Raw genomic sequence first — 15,795 nt, 5'->3', positions numbered from 1 at the left:
AGTGGTCACGTTAATAGCGCCGTTACCAAACTAGTAATATCGAAATAAAGAAGAGTTTATGAAATCAAAAATCTTGTTCTTACTTATGCTTGGAGCTCATTTCAATGCTTTTTCAGCGACGAACTATCAAGTCAATGTGGTAGTAACAGAGCCTCAATCAACATTCATTTTTCCGACTTTTGAAATATCCTCTAAAGGAAAAAGCAAAACCAGTTTTGTCGACGGCTGCGCGTACTTAGGAACCCTTTCAGAACCGAGCAAAAATAGCATACAGCTTGAAGCTACCATGTCATGCAACCGAGATGGCGCTACGTCAAGGATGGAAATGCCGGTATTTGTACTCAACTCCGAGGGTCAAAGCGCGAGCTATGATCTTGTAGAAAACGGGGTCGTGATGTGGAAATATTCTGTAGAAGTTAAGCCGTCACTTAAAAAGTGATATATCAGAAATACTAAAGTAACAATCAGCACTATTAACCGCCGCTTAAGTGTAATAGGTATATTCTTTACGACTTAATGACGTTACTTGTTGCCGCAAGTCTCCAACTCATGTACAAAACAGCCCTAATTTTAATAGGAGATAAGTGGCATGAATTTAATTGTACGTCAGGTAACTTTAGGTGATGCTGAAGGCATTACAAACGTCCTCAATCCCATCATTATTGAAGGTTTATACACTGTATTAGATACGCCTTTCACACCTGAAGAAGAAAAAGAGTTCATTACTCATTTCCCAGAACGGGGCGTGTTTACAGTCGCTTTATCCGAAAATAGCTCACAAGTCATTGGTTTCCAAAATATCGAGCCCTTTGCACAATATACAAAAGCTTTTGACCATGTTGGCATAATTGGTACGTTTGTTAGTGACGGTGCTCGTGGCCAAGGTGTGTCTAAACAGCTTTTCAAATCGACATTCGAAGTAGCCAAACAAAAGGGTTACGAAAAACTATTTGCGTACGTCCGCAGCGATAATGACCGAGCGTTATCAGCCTATCTCAAACAAGGCTTCGAAATCGTAGGGACCGCGAAGAAGCATGCAAAAGTTCGTGGGAAATACGTAGACGAAGTCCTCATTGAGAAGTTTTTGTAGGTGTTAAGCCGCTAAACACTAAGCACGCATATAAGAACATTTGAACCAAGACTCAATTTCCGTCGTAACAATGTCTTTTCTAAAATAGGTTATTTGAAATGAAACTGACCTCGGAAACTGAGTCAAGAATAATAGAAATGGCATGGGAAGACCGCACCCCATTTGAGGCTATCGAATTTCAATTTGGTTTGAATGAATCCGACGTGATTCAGTTTATGCGTAGCCGGCTCAAATCAAGTAGCTTTAAATTGTGGCGTAAAAGGGTTTCGGGGCGCAATACAAAACACAACAAGCTACGAAACTCAGACATCATTAGAGGTTATTGCCCAACTCAATATAAGCCGCGATAGCGAACTGCACTTGGCATAAATTTTTATTACGAATCGCAACATTTATCGCCCTACCTTTGAATCAACTCCATGATTGGAGGGGAATAGTCACCACTTAAATCAACCTAGGTGTTTCAGGGCGATAATAAATTCCATGGGAGTCATATTCAGACGCCATCAAACTAATGATTCCACAGAAAAGATTAACACCAAACGCCCACTAAAAATAACTCAGATTAAGGCGTCATTTAACCCGTGTATCAATCTTCTTTTACCTTCTGTTTAGGCACTAGAATCACTAACCTTCTATTTTATCTTTGAAGGCACAGGCAAAAAGCTGCATGATTAAAAAGGAAAAATAGCTGATAACGGTTTAACAAGCACTCGGAGCTTGGAGGCAATTTTGAACAAATTACTTATGATATTTGCGTTGGTTTCTTTACCTTGCTTGGCCTCTGATGATGTTGAAGATCCCTGCAAAGTAAAAGGCGGTGGCGTTATGGCTGGTTATCAGTGTGTAGAAAAGAAAATGGAATCTGCAGATAAAGAGCTTAACGAAAGTTACAAGGAAGCAATCGCTAGAATAGGTGAGGAAGAAAAAGCACTAAGGAAAACATGGTCTCAGACCGAACTGGTAGAGCCATTTCGAAAGGCCCAAAGAGCTTGGCTAAAATACAGAGACGCCGAATGTGAATTTACGGGCCTGTCTTCCACACCCTCACCCTGGCAAGGTGTCCAGATTGAAGAATGTAAGTTAAGAATGACGTTAGAACGCGTCGAATACTTCAATGGTGTATACGTAGGCTAAACGGATTACATCTAACAAGGCACTTCAATAAGATTCGCAACTCTTGGCAATTTAAGTTTAAATGTACTCTGTGTTTAAGATGCAAGCGTTCAGGTTGTGCGTAAAGCTTATATGGGTGTGAAATAATTATGGAAAAAGACGATTTAGTTGGGCTAGTAGTTAAGTATTTCGAGAAAATAGATGCCGGTGATCCTAGCTATCTGGATCTATTCTCAGAGGATGTTGACTTTTTCTTTCCTAAATTTGGGCAAGCGAAAGGAAAGAGTGCCTTAGTGGAGTTTGGCAATAGGATTAGTAGCTCGTTGATTAGTATCTGGCACGACATAGACGGCTTTCAAATAACGACTGCTGGAAACAAGGTCATTGTTGAAGGACAGGAAGGCGGCGTAATGAGTGATGGTACCTCTTGGCCGGACAACAAAGTTTCCACAGGGCGTTTTTGTAGTGTATTTGAGTTTGAAGGAAAAATGATAAGTCGTATGTTTGTGTACGTAGATCCTGACTTTCCGAGTCGAGATTTTGAGAGAATTTCCGTGCTGTCAGGCGAGAGCAACGTGCGACAAACTGTTCAAGCCTGAATACTACCGTTACCGCATAGCATCTTTGTTATGCGGTAGTATTCGTAGTTAAGGTGTGTTGAGGGCTTTGATATCGCTTTACTCACACCTTATCAGTGCGTTAGCCACATTCCCTTACTGATAGAAATGCTACTTTCTTCAATCGTCCTGTATTATGATAATGAAAAAGATTGCATTAATTTTAAGATTAAAATGAACCAAAAATTTTTTCTAAAACTACTCCCTGTCCCTTTTCTTCTAGCCGGTTGCCAGTCTACGCAAAGCCAGCTACAGCCTATACCTGAAAACGTATTATCAAACCTATCGACTCAATGGGCAGTGGTAGAGGCCTGTTTTCATTCCGATGCTTATAGCTTAGAGCAATCGGTAAACTATCGAGAGGCCATTAACTATTCTTTTTCTACTTGGCTAGTCGATCAGTCCGATATCGATCAGTCGGTAAATGAAGCTCGTGTAGCGTTATCAGAATATCAGTCTCAGAATGATGGTTTAGGAACAACATGTAAGGATTGGCACCTACCCCTAGAATCTGGATTGCGAGAAGTTAACAATCATAAGAATCAAGTGGCGATAGACCAACAGCGAGCACATGAAATACATAAAGCAAACGCTTCTAAACCTGTGACGTATTCAACACCAGCATCTACTTCGACTAGTAATGTTGTTCACTGTTACAAATTGGAAGACGTTAGCTTGAATAAGAACATTCAAACCTTTAATGGAATGATATGCCCTATAGGCTGGCTTAAATATTATGGCTATTAATGTATTTGATTAATACAGGACTTAAGAATGAACTCTAAGTTTAATTTTTAGTTCAAGATTGGGTTTCTTGTTTACAATGTTATGTTTCCAGTTGGATTACCGTATTCGAATAGATTGACGAAGTTAATCAATATATGTGTATTGATGCTTACTTTTTATCGAGTTATCTTTGTTTGATAGCCATTAAAACGAGTAAGGAAACAAAGTGACTGTGTTAACAAAAGGCATACACCACGTAGGTTTAACCGTATCTAACCTAGAAGCAAGCGCGAAGTTTTTCACTGAACAATTAGGTTGGAGTGAAGTAAAAAGAAATCCAGACTACCCGGCAATATTTGTGAGTGATGGGCATATCATGCTTACACTATGGGCGACTAAGGCTGATGCCGCCACTCCATTTGACAGAAAAACGAATATTGGTTTGCATCACTTAGCTTTACTCGTAGAGACTGAGAAGCAACTCTATGAGTTGCGTGATCAATTTATGGCGTCGGGAATCGAAATTGAGTTTGGTCCCGAGCTTGTTAAAACAGGACCTGCAAAACATTTAATGTGTTACGACCCAAGTGGTATTAGGGTTGAGTTTTTCTGGGCGGGCTCATAAAACAAACATAACAAAGTTTTATAATAGGGATTTGGTACACATGGCATTGTTAGTTTGCACCGCCTTTGGTATTTAAGGTGCTTAGCAGAAGCTTGTGTATCGAATGCCCCTCCCCTCCTACTACAGATTTTGCGACTTACGAGTAAGTCCAAAAGGATAAATGTTATGTATAAAATCGGCGTTGTTTTATTTGATGATTTCACGGATGTCGATTTCTTTCTTATGTATGACTTGCTGGGGCGCACAACCGACAGTTGGACAGTAAGTATACTTGGAACTAAATCTGAACATCATTCCCACCTCGGTATGAAAGTTAAAACAGACGGACACCTTTCTGAGGTGACGAATCAAGATGTCGTTCTTATTACAAGCGGCAAACGGGGTATTCCAGCCGCTTTAAAAGATGCTGAATTTATGTCGGCGTTGAATCTTGATCCAAATAGGCAGCTAATAGGTTCGATTTGTGCGGGATCATTCATCCTCCATGAACTCGGTTTACTAAAAGGCAAGCGATTAACAACAAACCCAGATGCAAAGGCTGTTCTACAAAGTATGGGAGGAGATGTTCAGGATCTGCCTCTCGTGATAGACGGTAATGTAGCGACGGCCGGTGGCTGTCTTTCACTGATGTATCTAATTGGTTGGTTAACAGAACGGCTATTTGACTCAAACAAACGAAAAGCTATACAAAATCAATTGATACCTGCTGGGCAATTAGAGCTATTTGAAGAGCTTATTGCCACAACTATTCAATCAGCAGAGTTAGCAAGCTCGGATAACAAGGCGTTAAATAATCATTCATAACATGTGGTGTTTTACATTACGTTAGTTTTAGTGTTTAGGGTAAGTCACACATCAGTCTTGTGTGACTTACCCTTGAACATAACGCCACTTGGGGAAATTAACTTACAGGGAGTAAATCAATTGGTAAAAATGTACGGTTCTGAAGAGACAAGAGCGTTTTGCTGTAATTGTAAAGAAGTAACGCTACATCGGTACGAAAGCTTCTCTAAAGCGCAGGAAAAGACCGAGAAAAAAGCTAAAGGTTTCTTCTCTGGTCTATTTGCAGCAATAATTAGCTCATTAATGGAAGGCGAAGCGACTGGTGACTACAAATGTACAATATGCGGCACCAATCTTCACACGCCAGATAATTTAGATTAGTAGTCAGTGTCTCTAAAGCCACAGCAAGTGGCACGCAACATAATTTATAGACGGCTCTAGTGGGTTTGAAGTGTATGCACCTTATGCATTGCATTTAGGGTTTTGAGGTTGTGTTGCGGATCAGGTAGTGCGCTTTTATCTTTAACAAGGGGCTAACGCAGAGCAAAAACAAGGGACAAGAAAAGAAGTAGTTTTACTTGAATATCAATGAATTACAGACACAAAAAAGCCCACCAAAAGGTGGGCTTTTTTAAAATTTGGTGGGTCCGGGCGAACTCGAATCGCCGACCCCTACCATGTCAAGGTAGTACTCTAACCAACTGAGCTACGGACCCAAATTTTTATGTTCCTAACCATTCAATTCAGAATGGTGCGTCCGAGTGGACTCGAACCACCGACCCCCGCCATGTCAAGGCGATACTCTAACCAGCTGAGCTACGGACGCATTTCTCTGGAACGACGAGGATATTAGCTATAAGCGAACGACGGTGCAAGCACAAATTTACCAACTTTGAACCGTTTGGCGAAAATGTAAACTCAACACGCGTTTTCAGATGATTTTATCGACAAGGACTGAGCCTGCAGGGTTTAAAAGTGTGATCTATATAACTTTTATTATCTCACTTAATTGTCGTAAGGCACTTCACTGAGCATCCAAATCTGTAAGGTTTGCGATACCTTAGGGCAAGTACCGAACAAAATCTGATATTTAGGTTTAAATGGTTCGCCGATATAGGTTGTACGGATCAACTCTCCTGTTTTGACGTCTACTTGAGTGCTCACCCTGCCTTTGAAGTTTTGAAATATGACAAACTGCTCACTGTGGTAAACCATTTGCTCTCGGTAAAACAAGAAATGATCTTGGGGTGTCTCTGTCAATTCACACTCCAGTGGTTTCAAATTAGGTATCGCACTAGCATTCGATGCGATGAACAACGCCGATAAAATCCATCCGTATCGCATATGGCTGCCCTATTCTGCCCTCTTTTTCAAAGTATAGGCCCTGCCTTGATGAATGATACAAAAAAGGCTTTGATCATCTCTAATCAAAGCCCCTTGTTTCTGCTGGTTAATTGTCGTGTTTAGTCGTCCGCCTCAAACACAACGTTATAATTTTCGGTGTATGTACAATTCGGCTGACGGCTACAAGTAAAGAAACGTCTCCCTTTGAACTCACCTTGGCTTGCGGTTTTAATGATCATCGGACTGCCGCATTTTTTACAAAAACGCACTTCTTTATCGGGCTCAATCAAATCAATGTGTGCCGCAAGCAAACGACGTAATCGCCCAACTTGATAACTGTGCTTTATCGAAGCGCCGATTAAAGGCAGGTTGGCCGTCTTACAAACATGAATCAATAACTTTTGTCTTTCTATCTTACCCTTGTTTAGCTCCTGCCCATTATCCAATTCAACGATAACGCGCGGCTCTAGTGTCCTTGGGTCACAAATAACGTAATCAAAATAGCTTCGAGATATACGATTGTTCGCGACAAAAAACTGCTTCTTATTTTTGATTTCTTTTGGCGTAACCAAACTGGACATGTTTACTTTCGCGAATACTACGGCATGCTCCCCTACCGCCGCTCTTAACGCATTATAGAACGCACCCTCTTGACCTCTGAGCAGAGGGCCTTTCGAGCGATAAGGATAATCACGCGTGTCATCGTGCTTAATCACGTACTTTTGAATAACAAAGAAGAATAAAACCAGAAGAACAACAATGATAAAAATGTTGGTCATAAATAAAGTGCATCCAAAACAACTCGTTGCTCAAAGCGTAAATGGAAATGTTATGCAGAGCAACAAAACCTCGCAATTTTGAGGCGCCACGACGATAGCGAGAAACAGAAAATTTTGCTCACCAATAAAAACGAGCCAATCACACACTTGGATTGGCTCGTTTAAATTTTGTTAATACATTATGTATGCTAAGAATCAACTATTAGCGTCTGGCTGATTCTCTGGCATCGCATCAATAAAAGCTGGCAGTTGATTGCATGACTGCACAACAGCGTTAATGGTTGGATAAAGAGAAGTATCTACACCAAAGCGTTGTGCGTTATAAAATTGTGGTACCAGACAAATATCGACAATAGATGGCGAGCTTGTCAGGCTAAACTTGCAATCACCATTTAGTTTACGATGCTTCTGAAGTTTCTCTTCTAATGCTGTAAAACCTTTGTGGATCCAGTGATGAATCCAAGCGACTTTGCGCTCTGGTTCGCAAGCTAACTCCCCCTCTAAATACTGTAGAACTCTTAAGTTATTCAGGGGATGAATCTCCATTGCAATATCCTGAGCCAAAGCTAGCGCTTGGTATCGAAGCGGCGTTTGCTCGGGGATCACAGTGAAATCCGGGTAGTGTTCTTCTAAGTATTGAATGATCGCCAGTGACTGGGTTAACTGAACCTCCCCATCCACCAGCAAAGGAACCAGTTCAGAAGCGTTTAACTCATGGTACTCGTCACTGTGTTGTTCGCCACCATTGCGCACCAAGTGTACCGATTTTGAATCATACGATAACTCTTTAAGATTCAAGCAAATACGCACACGATACGCCGCCGATGATCGCCAGTATCCGTATAAAATCATGCTATCGCTCATATCGTCTCCCAACCAGCATTGTTAGTGCTTGAGATATTGGCTAACTTGTTGGTCAATCGAGCCGAATATGTTGTTGCCATCCGCATCGAACATTTCCAATCTGATTGAATCTCCAAACGACATGAAGTTAGTCGACGGCTTGCCATCACGAATGGTTTCAATCATGCGAACTTCCGCGATACATGAATAGCCAACGCCACCCTCCTCAATCGAAGTGCCATGTTCGGTGCCTTGCTTATTAGATACCGTGCCAGAACCTATAATTGCCCCAGCAGATAGCGGGCGCGTTTTAGTCGCGTGAACAATTAAGTCTGCGAAATCAAACGTCATATCGATACCTGCATTCGGGCGACCAAACGGCTTGTGGTTGTAGGTCGAGACCAATGGTAAATGCACTTTGTTTTCGTACCACGCATCGCCTAGTTCGTCTGGTGTTACTGCCACAGGAGAAAACGCAGAAGAAGGTTTAGATTGGAAAAAACCAAACCCTTTAGCTAACTCTGCCGGAATTAGCCCACGCAGTGAGACATCATTCACCAGCATGATCAAACGAATCGACTCCTGAGCCTCTGCAACACTCGCGCCCATTGGTACGTCACCAGTTACCACAGCCACTTCACCTTCGAAATCAATACCCCATTCATCACTCGCAAACTCGATGTTGTCACAAGGACCAATAAAGGCATCAGAGCCTCCTTGGTACATCAACGGATCCGTCCAAAAACTCTCTGGCATTTCAGCGCCGCGAGCTTTTCGAACCAACTCAACGTGGTTTACGTAAGCACTGCCATCAGCCCACTGATAAGCGCGAGGAAGCGGCGACTCGCAGTAGTGCTCTTCAAACTCTTCATACCCTGCAACCGTGCCATTGTTCAGTGCAACGTATAGCTCTTCCAGTTGCGGTGCTAGCGTATCCCAGTTATCAAGTGCCACCTGCATCGTCGGTGCTAAGTTCATGGGGTGGAAAATTTCTGTCGCTGGTACGCAGCGCGTTAAGTCTTTGCTCACGACCATCAACAAACCGTCACGAGTGCCATTTTTCTTGGTTGCTAATTTCATCCTTGCCTCTTACTTCTCTTGCCAGCTATAGACGTATTCTTTGTTTTCTACTTTTTCCAGCTCATCCGCAAACTGAAGTGCGTGACGCGTATCGATCATGACCGCAACTTCGTCGGTAAAAGTCTTCTTGTGCTCTCGCCCTGCTTTGAATGCTTTCGGGTGAGGACCATGCGTAAATCCTGCTGGATGGAATGTCACCATGCCTGCTTCAATGTTGTCACGGCTGAAGAAATCACCTGCATGGTAGAACAAGACTTCGTCATAATCGTCATTGTTGTGGTAGAACGGTACTTTGAGCGCTCCAGGATCACTTTCAATTGGACGAGGAACGAAGGTACACACCACAAATCCTGCTCCTACAAATGTAGTATGTGCAGAAGGCGGTAAATGGTAACGATGTGACATAAGTGGACGAATATCACGCCAGTTCACTTTTACTACCGCCAAATCACCATGCCAGCCAATCGCATCCAGCGGGTTGAATGGGTAAGTGATAACACTGACTTTATCGTGGCGTTTCACCTGAACCTGTGTTTGATTCTCAGAATATTGAGCACGGAACTGATCGTTGATCGACGGCGTTTCTAAAACCGCCGGATCAAACACCGCGTGGTTTCCAACCATGCCTTTTTCGGGCAATGTATAAGCCGCATCGGTGTTTTCAATCATCAGAATGAACATCGGCTCGCTTGGTTCTAAACGCCAGCTCGTTGAGCGCGGGATCATGACATAATCCCCTTCGCTCACTTTCAAATGACCATAATCACAGTAGAGATCTGCCGTACCTTGGTGGATGAATAGCAGTTCGTCGCCATCTGCATTTCTCACCAAGAAGTCCATTTTTTCATCCATACGCCAAACACGAACTTTACAATTCGCGTTGTGTAATAGATGCGGGACTGCCCAAGGGGTAATATGGCTGGCTTTTTCGACTAGATTAAAATCAAACGCTCGTGGACGTAGCTCGCCCTCCCACTCAGACCACCCCGTTGGGGCATGTTGATGATGAAAATGTGTTGCGGGGCCGAAGAAGCCACTTCGACCTGCCTCACGTTCATAAATTGCCTCTTCCGGGAAGTCAGCATGTGCTTGTTTAGAGCACACTCCCTCCCGATGAGGGAATGTGATCCATTTATGCATCGCTCAATACTCCTCGGCGAATTTGGTCTTCTTCTATCGATTCAAACAACGCTTTGAAGTTACCCTCGCCAAAGCCTTCATTGCCTTTACGTTGGATGATTTCGAAGAACACAGGGCCGATAACGGTTTGAGTAAAGATTTGTAGCAAGATGCCATCTTTCGTTGGCGCACCATCAATAAGAATCTGCAAATCACGAAGCTTGCTTACATCTTCGCCGTGGCCTTCAACACGCTGATCGACTTTCTCGTAATAAGTATCTGGCGTTGGCATAAAGTCCATGCCTCGCTCACGCAAGGTTTTGACCGTTTCGTAGATGTCGTCAGTGGTCAATGCGATGTGTTGAATACCTTCGCCATTGTATTCACGGATAAACTCTTCAATCTGTGATTTATCATCTGACGACTCATTGATAGGAATTCGGATTTTGCCGCAAGGTGCGGTCATCGCACGGCTGACAAGACCAGTCAGCTTACCTTCGATATCGAAATAACGAATTTCGCGGAAGTTACCAATGCGCTCATAGAAACCTGACCAGACATCCATGTTGCCTTGCTTAACGTTGTGCGTTAAGTGGTCGATTTCGTAAAGACCAACATTCGCTTTTGATAAACGCTCATCAGCATCATCATAAAAACGAAAATCGACATCATAAATGCTCTGCTTTCCATAACGATCGACAAAATAAAGCAAGCTTTCACCGATGCCATAAATAGCAGGAATGCTAAGCTCCATCGGCCCAATTTCCGTTTTATATTCTTTACCGCCATTCTCTAACGCATGCGCCAGAGCAACGGTGGCGTCTTTCACACGAAATGCCATGCCACAAACCGACGGACCGTGAACTTTGGCGAATCCCTCAGCTTGGCTATGCGGCTGCGCATTCACAATAAAGCTAATGTCACCTTGTCGATATAACCACGCTTCTTTTGAGCGATGCTTTGCAATCTCCGCAAAACCTAACGATATAAACAGATCTTTAAGCTGTTGAATGCCTTTGTTGTCAGCAGCGGTATATTCAACAAACTCAAATCCGTCTGTTCCTAGTGGGTTATATGCATCAACCATGACTTTCTCCTTGTCTCAGTAGCTTTTGTTTGGACTTATTTTTCTAACTTGGCGCAGGTCTTGAGAAATTGGAATACGTGGGGAGAAATCTTTATCTTGGCGATTTTTACGCATAATTGTAAAACATATGTTACACATAGCGAGCACATCGAACCCACTTTCGTAAACATCAAACAAACTGCTTATTTTCAATATATTAGATTGATGTTTTCGGCTTTACGCCACCACATAAAATGTAAACAAGTTGTTACTTTGGCATTTTATCTTGGCAACGTAGCTCAAAAAGCAAAAGGGGATGGAAAGTCTATTGCACCCTATCTCTATCCGATTTATTCATTTGATCCTGCAAAACATCAAAAGTAATGTTTCGTGACGCTTCATACAGTTCGAAAGGCTCATCGGTCAGAATCGTGTCATGGATACCCCTTTATTGATTCACCTCAGTTTTATTCAAAAGTAACTGTGCCATAAGTGGTGCTCTGTTCCCTATCGAGCCGAGCCACAAGGCTTCACGCTCGATCAGAAAAAGAGACATCTAATGACACACATCAATCAAGAACGCTTAGTTGAACACTTTTGCCAACTAGTACGTATCGACAGCGAATCAAAAAACGAAAAACAAATTGCAGAAACACTGGCAGAACAGCTAGGCAAGCTAGGCTTTACCGTACGCAAACTTCCAGTACCTGAGCACATTTCTAACGGTTTTAACGTGTACGCCCGTTTAGACGGCAAAAAAGACGGCTCTATTCTAATGAGCTGTCATATGGATACGGTCACTCCAGGTATTGGCATTGAGCCACTCATCGAAGACGGCGTTATCCGTTCAAAAGGCAATACGATTCTTGGTGGCGATGATAAATCTGGTATTGCTGCCATCATGGAAGCCGTTCGTTGTATTCAAGCGGAAAACCGTGAGCACAAAACGTTAGAAGTTGCTTTCACCGTGTATGAAGAAGGCGGTTTATTCGGTTCACAATACTTCGATATATCACACGTCACTTCAACGGAAGCAATCGTGTTAGATACGGGTGGCCCTATTGGCACCATTGTGACCGCAGCCCCAGGCCAGCAAAAGATCATGGCAAAAATCAAAGGTCGACCAGCACACGCAGGGCTTGCGCCAGAAGAAGGCATTAGTGCGATCATGGTGGCGGCAGATGCCATCAACCAAATGAAGCTGCTTCGCATCGACGAAGAAACGACAGCCAACATCGGTATAGTGAATGGCGGTCAGGCCACAAACATTGTTATGCCTGAATTAAAAATCGTGGCAGAAGCACGCTCCCTGAATGGCGATAAACTAGATGCTCAGGTCAATCATATGATCTCAACATTAGAGTCTGTCTGTGAAAAACACGGTGCAGAAGTCGACATTGAATCTAGCCGAGCCTACGACGCTTTTGTTATTGAAGAAAACCACCCACACGTAAACGCTATAAAAGCAGCGTTTTCAGAGTTGGGAATTGACGCCTTCACAAAAGGCACTGGCGGCGGTAGCGATGCCAACAACTTTAACAAGAAAGGTCTCACAACGGTCAATCTTTCAACTGGCATGGCAAAAGTACACACGACAGAAGAGTTTATCGCGGTAAGTGATATGGTCAAAATCACTGAGTTCGTGAAACATTTCCTAGTCAGTTAACGTCATGCCTTTTGAAGAGCAGACTGACTATCTTCCCCTTCTAGCCTGTGCTTGAAGGGGATTTTAATTTGTATCGAAGCAAAATTACTTCCCGTCATGCCAACTTGATATCAGATCTTCAAAGAAATTCCCCTAGCTCACTTTTTGAGACCAGACAGCTCAACACCTGACACCCTGTTACAGTAATGTTAAAACTCGATTGTGTAGACAATTTATACAATATACATTTTTGACATCTTTCAGGATGAAAAGAGTGAGACAAGGATGAAATTACCTAAGTTGCTTTTATTAGCGTCGATGATGAGTCCAATACTGGCAACATCAAGCTATGCCGCACCATATCCCGCAGGTGTGACCCTCGATGAGATACAAGAAATTACGCTAAACAATGGAGCTGAAGTTACTTCTATTGACCCAGCCAAGCAAGCCGCAGAGCCCGCTTTTAATCTCGGTCGAGACCTGTTTGAAGGTCTGGTCATTCAAGATAAGCAAGGTAAAACCATTCCTGGTGTTGCTGAGTCTTGGTCAGTCAATGACAACAATACGGTTTATACCTTCCACTTACGTGATGCAAAATGGTCAAATGGCGAAACGGTCACTGCACAAGATTTTGTCTACAGCTGGCAACGCTTACTGAATCCAAGCACTGCTTCACCCTACGCTTGGTTTGCGGCCATTCCAAATATCGAAAACTCGCAAGCGATTATGAAGGGCGAAGCCGAACCCGAGTCCTTGGGCGTGAAGGCGCTGGATGAAAAAACATTCCAGGTAACACTCGAAGAGCCTATTCCCTTCTTTACGAAACTATTAAGTCATCCAGTGCTTGCCCCCGTTCACAAAGCGACCGTTGAAAAACATGGCAACCGTTGGACCCAGCCTGAGCATATCGTTACAAATGGTGCGTTTACTGTCTCTGAATGGAAAGTTAACGAAAAACTGGTGATGGTTAAAAACCCACATTACTGGGACGCAAGCAATGTAGTGCTGGAAAAAGTCACCTGGCTACCAATTGGTGATGCAAACGTAGTGCTAAACCGCTACCTAGCCGGTGAGATAGACCAAGCGGTTTCCATTCCTGCCGCTCAGAAGAAAAAGTTAATTCAACAACGCCCACAAGAAGTGGCAAGCACCAGTGCGTCTCTTGGCTCCACATTCTATTACCTCAACACTCAACAAGGACCAACAAAAGACGTGCGGGTCCGTAAAGCCCTCTCATATGCCATTGACCGTCAACTGTTAACGAGTGCTATCTTGAGAAACGGTGGGGTTCCAATGTATACCCTTGTGCCACCTCAAACAGATGGTTTTAAATCTCACACTCCTGAGTTCGCAACTTGGAACCGTCATAAACGTATCGAAAAAGCGCAGCAATTACTGTCAGAAGCTGGATACGATAAAAGCAATCCGCTTAAGTTGACGTTTACCGTACCAACTTTCTCGATGGACGTAAAAATGGCAACCACCATGGCAGGCATGTGGAAAAGCCGATTGGGTGCGCAAGTCACGATAAAACAGCTAGAACCGAAAGTGTTCTACGCACTTAAAGAGCCGACCGACATTACTCGCGGCGGCTGGACGGCTGACTACAATGAAGCCTCTACATGGTTGGATATCTTCGTTTCTAGTGGCGAGTACAACGATTCTCGTTATAACAACCCGCAATACGACGAGTTAATGGCTCGCTCAAAGACCATGAGCAACCCATCAGAACTGTATCTACAAGCAGAAAGCATGCTGATTGAAGACATGGCCATTATTCCTATTTATCGTCCGGGTAACGATCAATACCTCATCAAGCCTTACGTGGGCGGCTACGAACTGACAAACCCTGAGTCGTCGTACTACCGCAAGAATGTCTATGTAAAAGCCCACTAAAAGCATGTTTTCGGTCTGAGTCGGCAAGTTCAATGTTTACTTGCCGTTCCTCATATCTCTCGGTGGAGAAGGCAACCTGAGCTCAGACCATTTTTTATTCATAACCGTTCGAAGTGATTTCGGATGACCAAAGGATGATGGATCATGATTTGGTACATTGTTAAGCGATTAGCTATCGCTATCCCCACGCTTCTATTCATCGCACTCGTATCATTTTGGCTGATGCACATTGCACCAGGGGGGCCATTTGATATGGAACGGCCTATGCCAGAGGTGGTACGTGCGAATATCGAAGCAAAATTCCATTTGGACCAGCCCTTCCTTACTCAGTTTTGGATTTACATTGGTAATTTCATACAAGGAGATCTCGGTCCGAGCTTCGTTTATCAAGACTTCAGTGTTACACAGCTCGTCGCACAATCATGGCCAGTTTCAGCAGTATTAGGCGTACTCTCCTTTTGTATTTCCGTTCCACTTGGCATGTTGCTTGGCACCATTGCGGCATTGAACCGAAATAGCCGCCTAGATTACGGCCTGATGACACTTTCGATGACTGGAGTTGTGGTGCCGGCCTTCGTTCTTGCTCCAGTTTTAGTCATGATCTTCGCTATTCAGCTCGGCTGGTTCCCTGCTGGTGGTTGGGAAGGAGGAAAGCTGGCTTTTCTTGTTCTTCCCGTGCTCAGCCTGGCGATTGGCTCCATTGCGAGTATTGCACGCGTCATGCGTGGCGCAATGATTGAAACACTCAACCAACCATACATTCGAACGGCAAAGGCCAAAGGTTTGTCCACAACCTACATTTTATTCCATCATGCTTTGCGACCATCCCTTATTCCCGTCGTTGCGATGCTCGGCCCTGCGTTTGTGTCTGTTGTGACAGGCTCGGTGATTATCGACATTTTCTTTGGTACAGGTGGCATGGGACAACACTTTGTGTCTGGTGCTCTCAACCGCGACTACGGCCTAGTAATGGGCATTACTCTGATTGTCGCTTCACTCACTATCTTCTTTAACCTTGTGGTCGACTTGCTATATACGATTATCGACCCTCGTATACGCGTTTAGG

19 protein-coding genes and 2 tRNA genes are annotated in these 15,795 nt (G+C 43.6%); 13 read left to right on the top strand and 8 right to left on the bottom strand.

What is annotated here, in order from left to right; all coding sequences use genetic code 11:
- The first annotated feature begins 58 nt into the window (after nt 1-58).
- From R7Z50_RS05545 to R7Z50_RS05505, 9 genes are all read left to right on the top strand, one after another.
- Nucleotides 59-439: a hypothetical protein gene (locus tag R7Z50_RS05545; RefSeq protein ID WP_047100679.1), complete on the top strand. Its 381-nt coding sequence runs from the start codon at nt 59-61 to the stop codon at nt 437-439.
- A 150-nt stretch (nt 440-589) separates the two neighbouring features.
- The gene (locus R7Z50_RS05540) at nt 590-1,090 is read left to right on the top strand and encodes a GNAT family N-acetyltransferase (protein WP_137281925.1); all 501 of its coding nucleotides are present in this window, start codon (nt 590-592) and stop codon (nt 1,088-1,090) included.
- A gap of 98 nt (nt 1,091-1,188) precedes the next feature.
- A complete protein-coding gene (locus R7Z50_RS05535) occupies nt 1,189-1,440 on the top strand; it encodes a TIGR03643 family protein (protein ID WP_005377824.1) in 252 nt (83 codons plus the stop codon).
- Between the two features lie 397 nt (nt 1,441-1,837).
- Nucleotides 1,838-2,227 (top strand): lysozyme inhibitor LprI family protein, encoded by a 390-nt coding sequence (locus R7Z50_RS05530; RefSeq protein ID WP_064368196.1) that lies wholly within the window; start codon nt 1,838-1,840, stop codon nt 2,225-2,227.
- 128 nt (nt 2,228-2,355) lie between these two features.
- Nucleotides 2,356-2,805 (top strand): nuclear transport factor 2 family protein, encoded by a 450-nt coding sequence (locus R7Z50_RS05525; protein WP_182016189.1) that lies wholly within the window; start codon nt 2,356-2,358, stop codon nt 2,803-2,805.
- A gap of 192 nt (nt 2,806-2,997) precedes the next feature.
- The gene (locus tag R7Z50_RS05520) at nt 2,998-3,570 is read left to right on the top strand and encodes a hypothetical protein (RefSeq protein WP_225466652.1); all 573 of its coding nucleotides are present in this window, start codon (nt 2,998-3,000) and stop codon (nt 3,568-3,570) included.
- Between the two features lie 205 nt (nt 3,571-3,775).
- Nucleotides 3,776-4,174: a VOC family protein gene (locus R7Z50_RS05515; RefSeq protein WP_318148938.1), complete on the top strand. Its 399-nt coding sequence runs from the start codon at nt 3,776-3,778 to the stop codon at nt 4,172-4,174.
- 165 nt (nt 4,175-4,339) lie between these two features.
- Nucleotides 4,340-4,978 (top strand): DJ-1/PfpI family protein, encoded by a 639-nt coding sequence (locus R7Z50_RS05510; RefSeq protein ID WP_054574092.1) that lies wholly within the window; start codon nt 4,340-4,342, stop codon nt 4,976-4,978.
- Nucleotides 4,979-5,107: 129 nt separating this feature from the next.
- Nucleotides 5,108-5,338, top strand: a complete 231-nt coding sequence (locus tag R7Z50_RS05505) for a hypothetical protein (RefSeq protein WP_017820907.1) — start codon at nt 5,108-5,110, stop codon at nt 5,336-5,338.
- 258 nt (nt 5,339-5,596) lie between these two features.
- Here the strand turns inward: R7Z50_RS05505 and R7Z50_RS05500 are convergent.
- From R7Z50_RS05500 to hppD, 8 genes are all read right to left on the bottom strand, one after another.
- Nucleotides 5,597-5,673: transfer RNA gene (locus R7Z50_RS05500), tRNA-Val, on the bottom strand.
- A 33-nt stretch (nt 5,674-5,706) separates the two neighbouring features.
- A tRNA-Val gene (locus R7Z50_RS05495) sits at nt 5,707-5,783 on the bottom strand.
- Between the two features lie 179 nt (nt 5,784-5,962).
- Entirely contained in the window at nt 5,963-6,301 is a 339-nt protein-coding gene (locus R7Z50_RS05490) for a hypothetical protein (protein ID WP_053303140.1), read from the bottom strand.
- 119 nt (nt 6,302-6,420) lie between these two features.
- Entirely contained in the window at nt 6,421-7,080 is a 660-nt protein-coding gene (locus R7Z50_RS05485) for a DUF2726 domain-containing protein (protein ID WP_005377831.1), read from the bottom strand.
- Nucleotides 7,081-7,275: 195 nt separating this feature from the next.
- Complete coding sequence (maiA, locus tag R7Z50_RS05480) at nt 7,276-7,944, bottom strand: maleylacetoacetate isomerase (RefSeq protein ID WP_182039000.1); 669 nt, start codon at nt 7,942-7,944, stop codon at nt 7,276-7,278.
- A 21-nt stretch (nt 7,945-7,965) separates the two neighbouring features.
- Nucleotides 7,966-9,003 carry a fumarylacetoacetate hydrolase family protein gene (locus R7Z50_RS05475; RefSeq protein WP_318148937.1) on the bottom strand — a complete coding sequence of 346 codons (1,038 nt, stop codon included), beginning with the start codon at nt 9,001-9,003 and terminating at the stop codon, nt 7,966-7,968.
- Between the two features lie 9 nt (nt 9,004-9,012).
- Nucleotides 9,013-10,143, bottom strand: a complete 1,131-nt coding sequence (locus tag R7Z50_RS05470) for a homogentisate 1,2-dioxygenase (RefSeq protein ID WP_054574088.1) — start codon at nt 10,141-10,143, stop codon at nt 9,013-9,015.
- Entirely contained in the window at nt 10,136-11,209 is a 1,074-nt protein-coding gene (gene hppD, locus R7Z50_RS05465; protein ID WP_005377835.1) for a 4-hydroxyphenylpyruvate dioxygenase, read from the bottom strand. The genes R7Z50_RS05470 and hppD overlap by 8 nt, the downstream gene beginning before the upstream one ends.
- A gap of 60 nt (nt 11,210-11,269) precedes the next feature.
- On the opposite strand from hppD, the gene R7Z50_RS05460 reads away from it, so the two are divergent.
- The 4 genes from R7Z50_RS05460 to oppB all read left to right on the top strand — a co-directional run bounded on the left by R7Z50_RS05460 (nt 11,270) and on the right by oppB (nt 15,794).
- Nucleotides 11,270-11,572 (top strand): hypothetical protein, encoded by a 303-nt coding sequence (locus tag R7Z50_RS05460; RefSeq protein WP_318148936.1) that lies wholly within the window; start codon nt 11,270-11,272, stop codon nt 11,570-11,572.
- Between the two features lie 175 nt (nt 11,573-11,747).
- On the top strand, nt 11,748-12,854 hold the full coding sequence (locus R7Z50_RS05455) for a M20/M25/M40 family metallo-hydrolase (RefSeq protein ID WP_206970013.1): 1,107 nt from the start codon (nt 11,748-11,750) through the stop codon (nt 12,852-12,854).
- Nucleotides 12,855-13,118: 264 nt separating this feature from the next.
- Nucleotides 13,119-14,729 (top strand): peptide ABC transporter substrate-binding protein, encoded by a 1,611-nt coding sequence (locus R7Z50_RS05450; RefSeq protein WP_213876501.1) that lies wholly within the window; start codon nt 13,119-13,121, stop codon nt 14,727-14,729.
- A 144-nt stretch (nt 14,730-14,873) separates the two neighbouring features.
- The gene (oppB, locus tag R7Z50_RS05445) at nt 14,874-15,794 is read left to right on the top strand and encodes an oligopeptide ABC transporter permease OppB (protein ID WP_005377838.1); all 921 of its coding nucleotides are present in this window, start codon (nt 14,874-14,876) and stop codon (nt 15,792-15,794) included.
- The last annotated feature ends 1 nt before the right edge of the window (nt 15,795 follow it).

This window comes from Vibrio sp. 1249-1, assembly GCF_033340495.1.
Note: the sequence above shows the minus strand (reverse complement) of the source record. Positions and strands in the feature narration are given on the sequence as shown.

What these genes read in the sequence shown, in the direction of transcription:
- hppD (WP_005377835.1), bottom strand. Translation starts at nt 11,209, where the DNA reads ATGGTTGATGCATATAACCCACTAGGAACAGACGGATTTGAGTTTGTT.
- R7Z50_RS05540 (WP_137281925.1), top strand. Translation starts at nt 590, where the DNA reads ATGAATTTAATTGTACGTCAGGTAACTTTAGGTGATGCTGAAGGCATT.
- R7Z50_RS05450 (WP_213876501.1), top strand. Translation starts at nt 13,119, where the DNA reads ATGAAATTACCTAAGTTGCTTTTATTAGCGTCGATGATGAGTCCAATA.
- R7Z50_RS05520 (WP_225466652.1), top strand. Translation starts at nt 2,998, where the DNA reads ATGAACCAAAAATTTTTTCTAAAACTACTCCCTGTCCCTTTTCTTCTA.
- R7Z50_RS05490 (WP_053303140.1), bottom strand. Translation starts at nt 6,301, where the DNA reads ATGCGATACGGATGGATTTTATCGGCGTTGTTCATCGCATCGAATGCT.
- R7Z50_RS05525 (WP_182016189.1), top strand. Translation starts at nt 2,356, where the DNA reads ATGGAAAAAGACGATTTAGTTGGGCTAGTAGTTAAGTATTTCGAGAAA.
- R7Z50_RS05510 (WP_054574092.1), top strand. Translation starts at nt 4,340, where the DNA reads ATGTATAAAATCGGCGTTGTTTTATTTGATGATTTCACGGATGTCGAT.
- R7Z50_RS05545 (WP_047100679.1), top strand. Translation starts at nt 59, where the DNA reads ATGAAATCAAAAATCTTGTTCTTACTTATGCTTGGAGCTCATTTCAAT.
- oppB (WP_005377838.1), top strand. Translation starts at nt 14,874, where the DNA reads ATGATTTGGTACATTGTTAAGCGATTAGCTATCGCTATCCCCACGCTT.
- R7Z50_RS05530 (WP_064368196.1), top strand. Translation starts at nt 1,838, where the DNA reads ATGATATTTGCGTTGGTTTCTTTACCTTGCTTGGCCTCTGATGATGTT.
- maiA (WP_182039000.1), bottom strand. Translation starts at nt 7,944, where the DNA reads ATGAGCGATAGCATGATTTTATACGGATACTGGCGATCATCGGCGGCG.
- R7Z50_RS05475 (WP_318148937.1), bottom strand. Translation starts at nt 9,003, where the DNA reads ATGAAATTAGCAACCAAGAAAAATGGCACTCGTGACGGTTTGTTGATG.
- R7Z50_RS05470 (WP_054574088.1), bottom strand. Translation starts at nt 10,143, where the DNA reads ATGCATAAATGGATCACATTCCCTCATCGGGAGGGAGTGTGCTCTAAA.
- R7Z50_RS05455 (WP_206970013.1), top strand. Translation starts at nt 11,748, where the DNA reads ATGACACACATCAATCAAGAACGCTTAGTTGAACACTTTTGCCAACTA.
- R7Z50_RS05505 (WP_017820907.1), top strand. Translation starts at nt 5,108, where the DNA reads ATGTACGGTTCTGAAGAGACAAGAGCGTTTTGCTGTAATTGTAAAGAA.
- R7Z50_RS05485 (WP_005377831.1), bottom strand. Translation starts at nt 7,080, where the DNA reads ATGACCAACATTTTTATCATTGTTGTTCTTCTGGTTTTATTCTTCTTT.
- R7Z50_RS05535 (WP_005377824.1), top strand. Translation starts at nt 1,189, where the DNA reads ATGAAACTGACCTCGGAAACTGAGTCAAGAATAATAGAAATGGCATGG.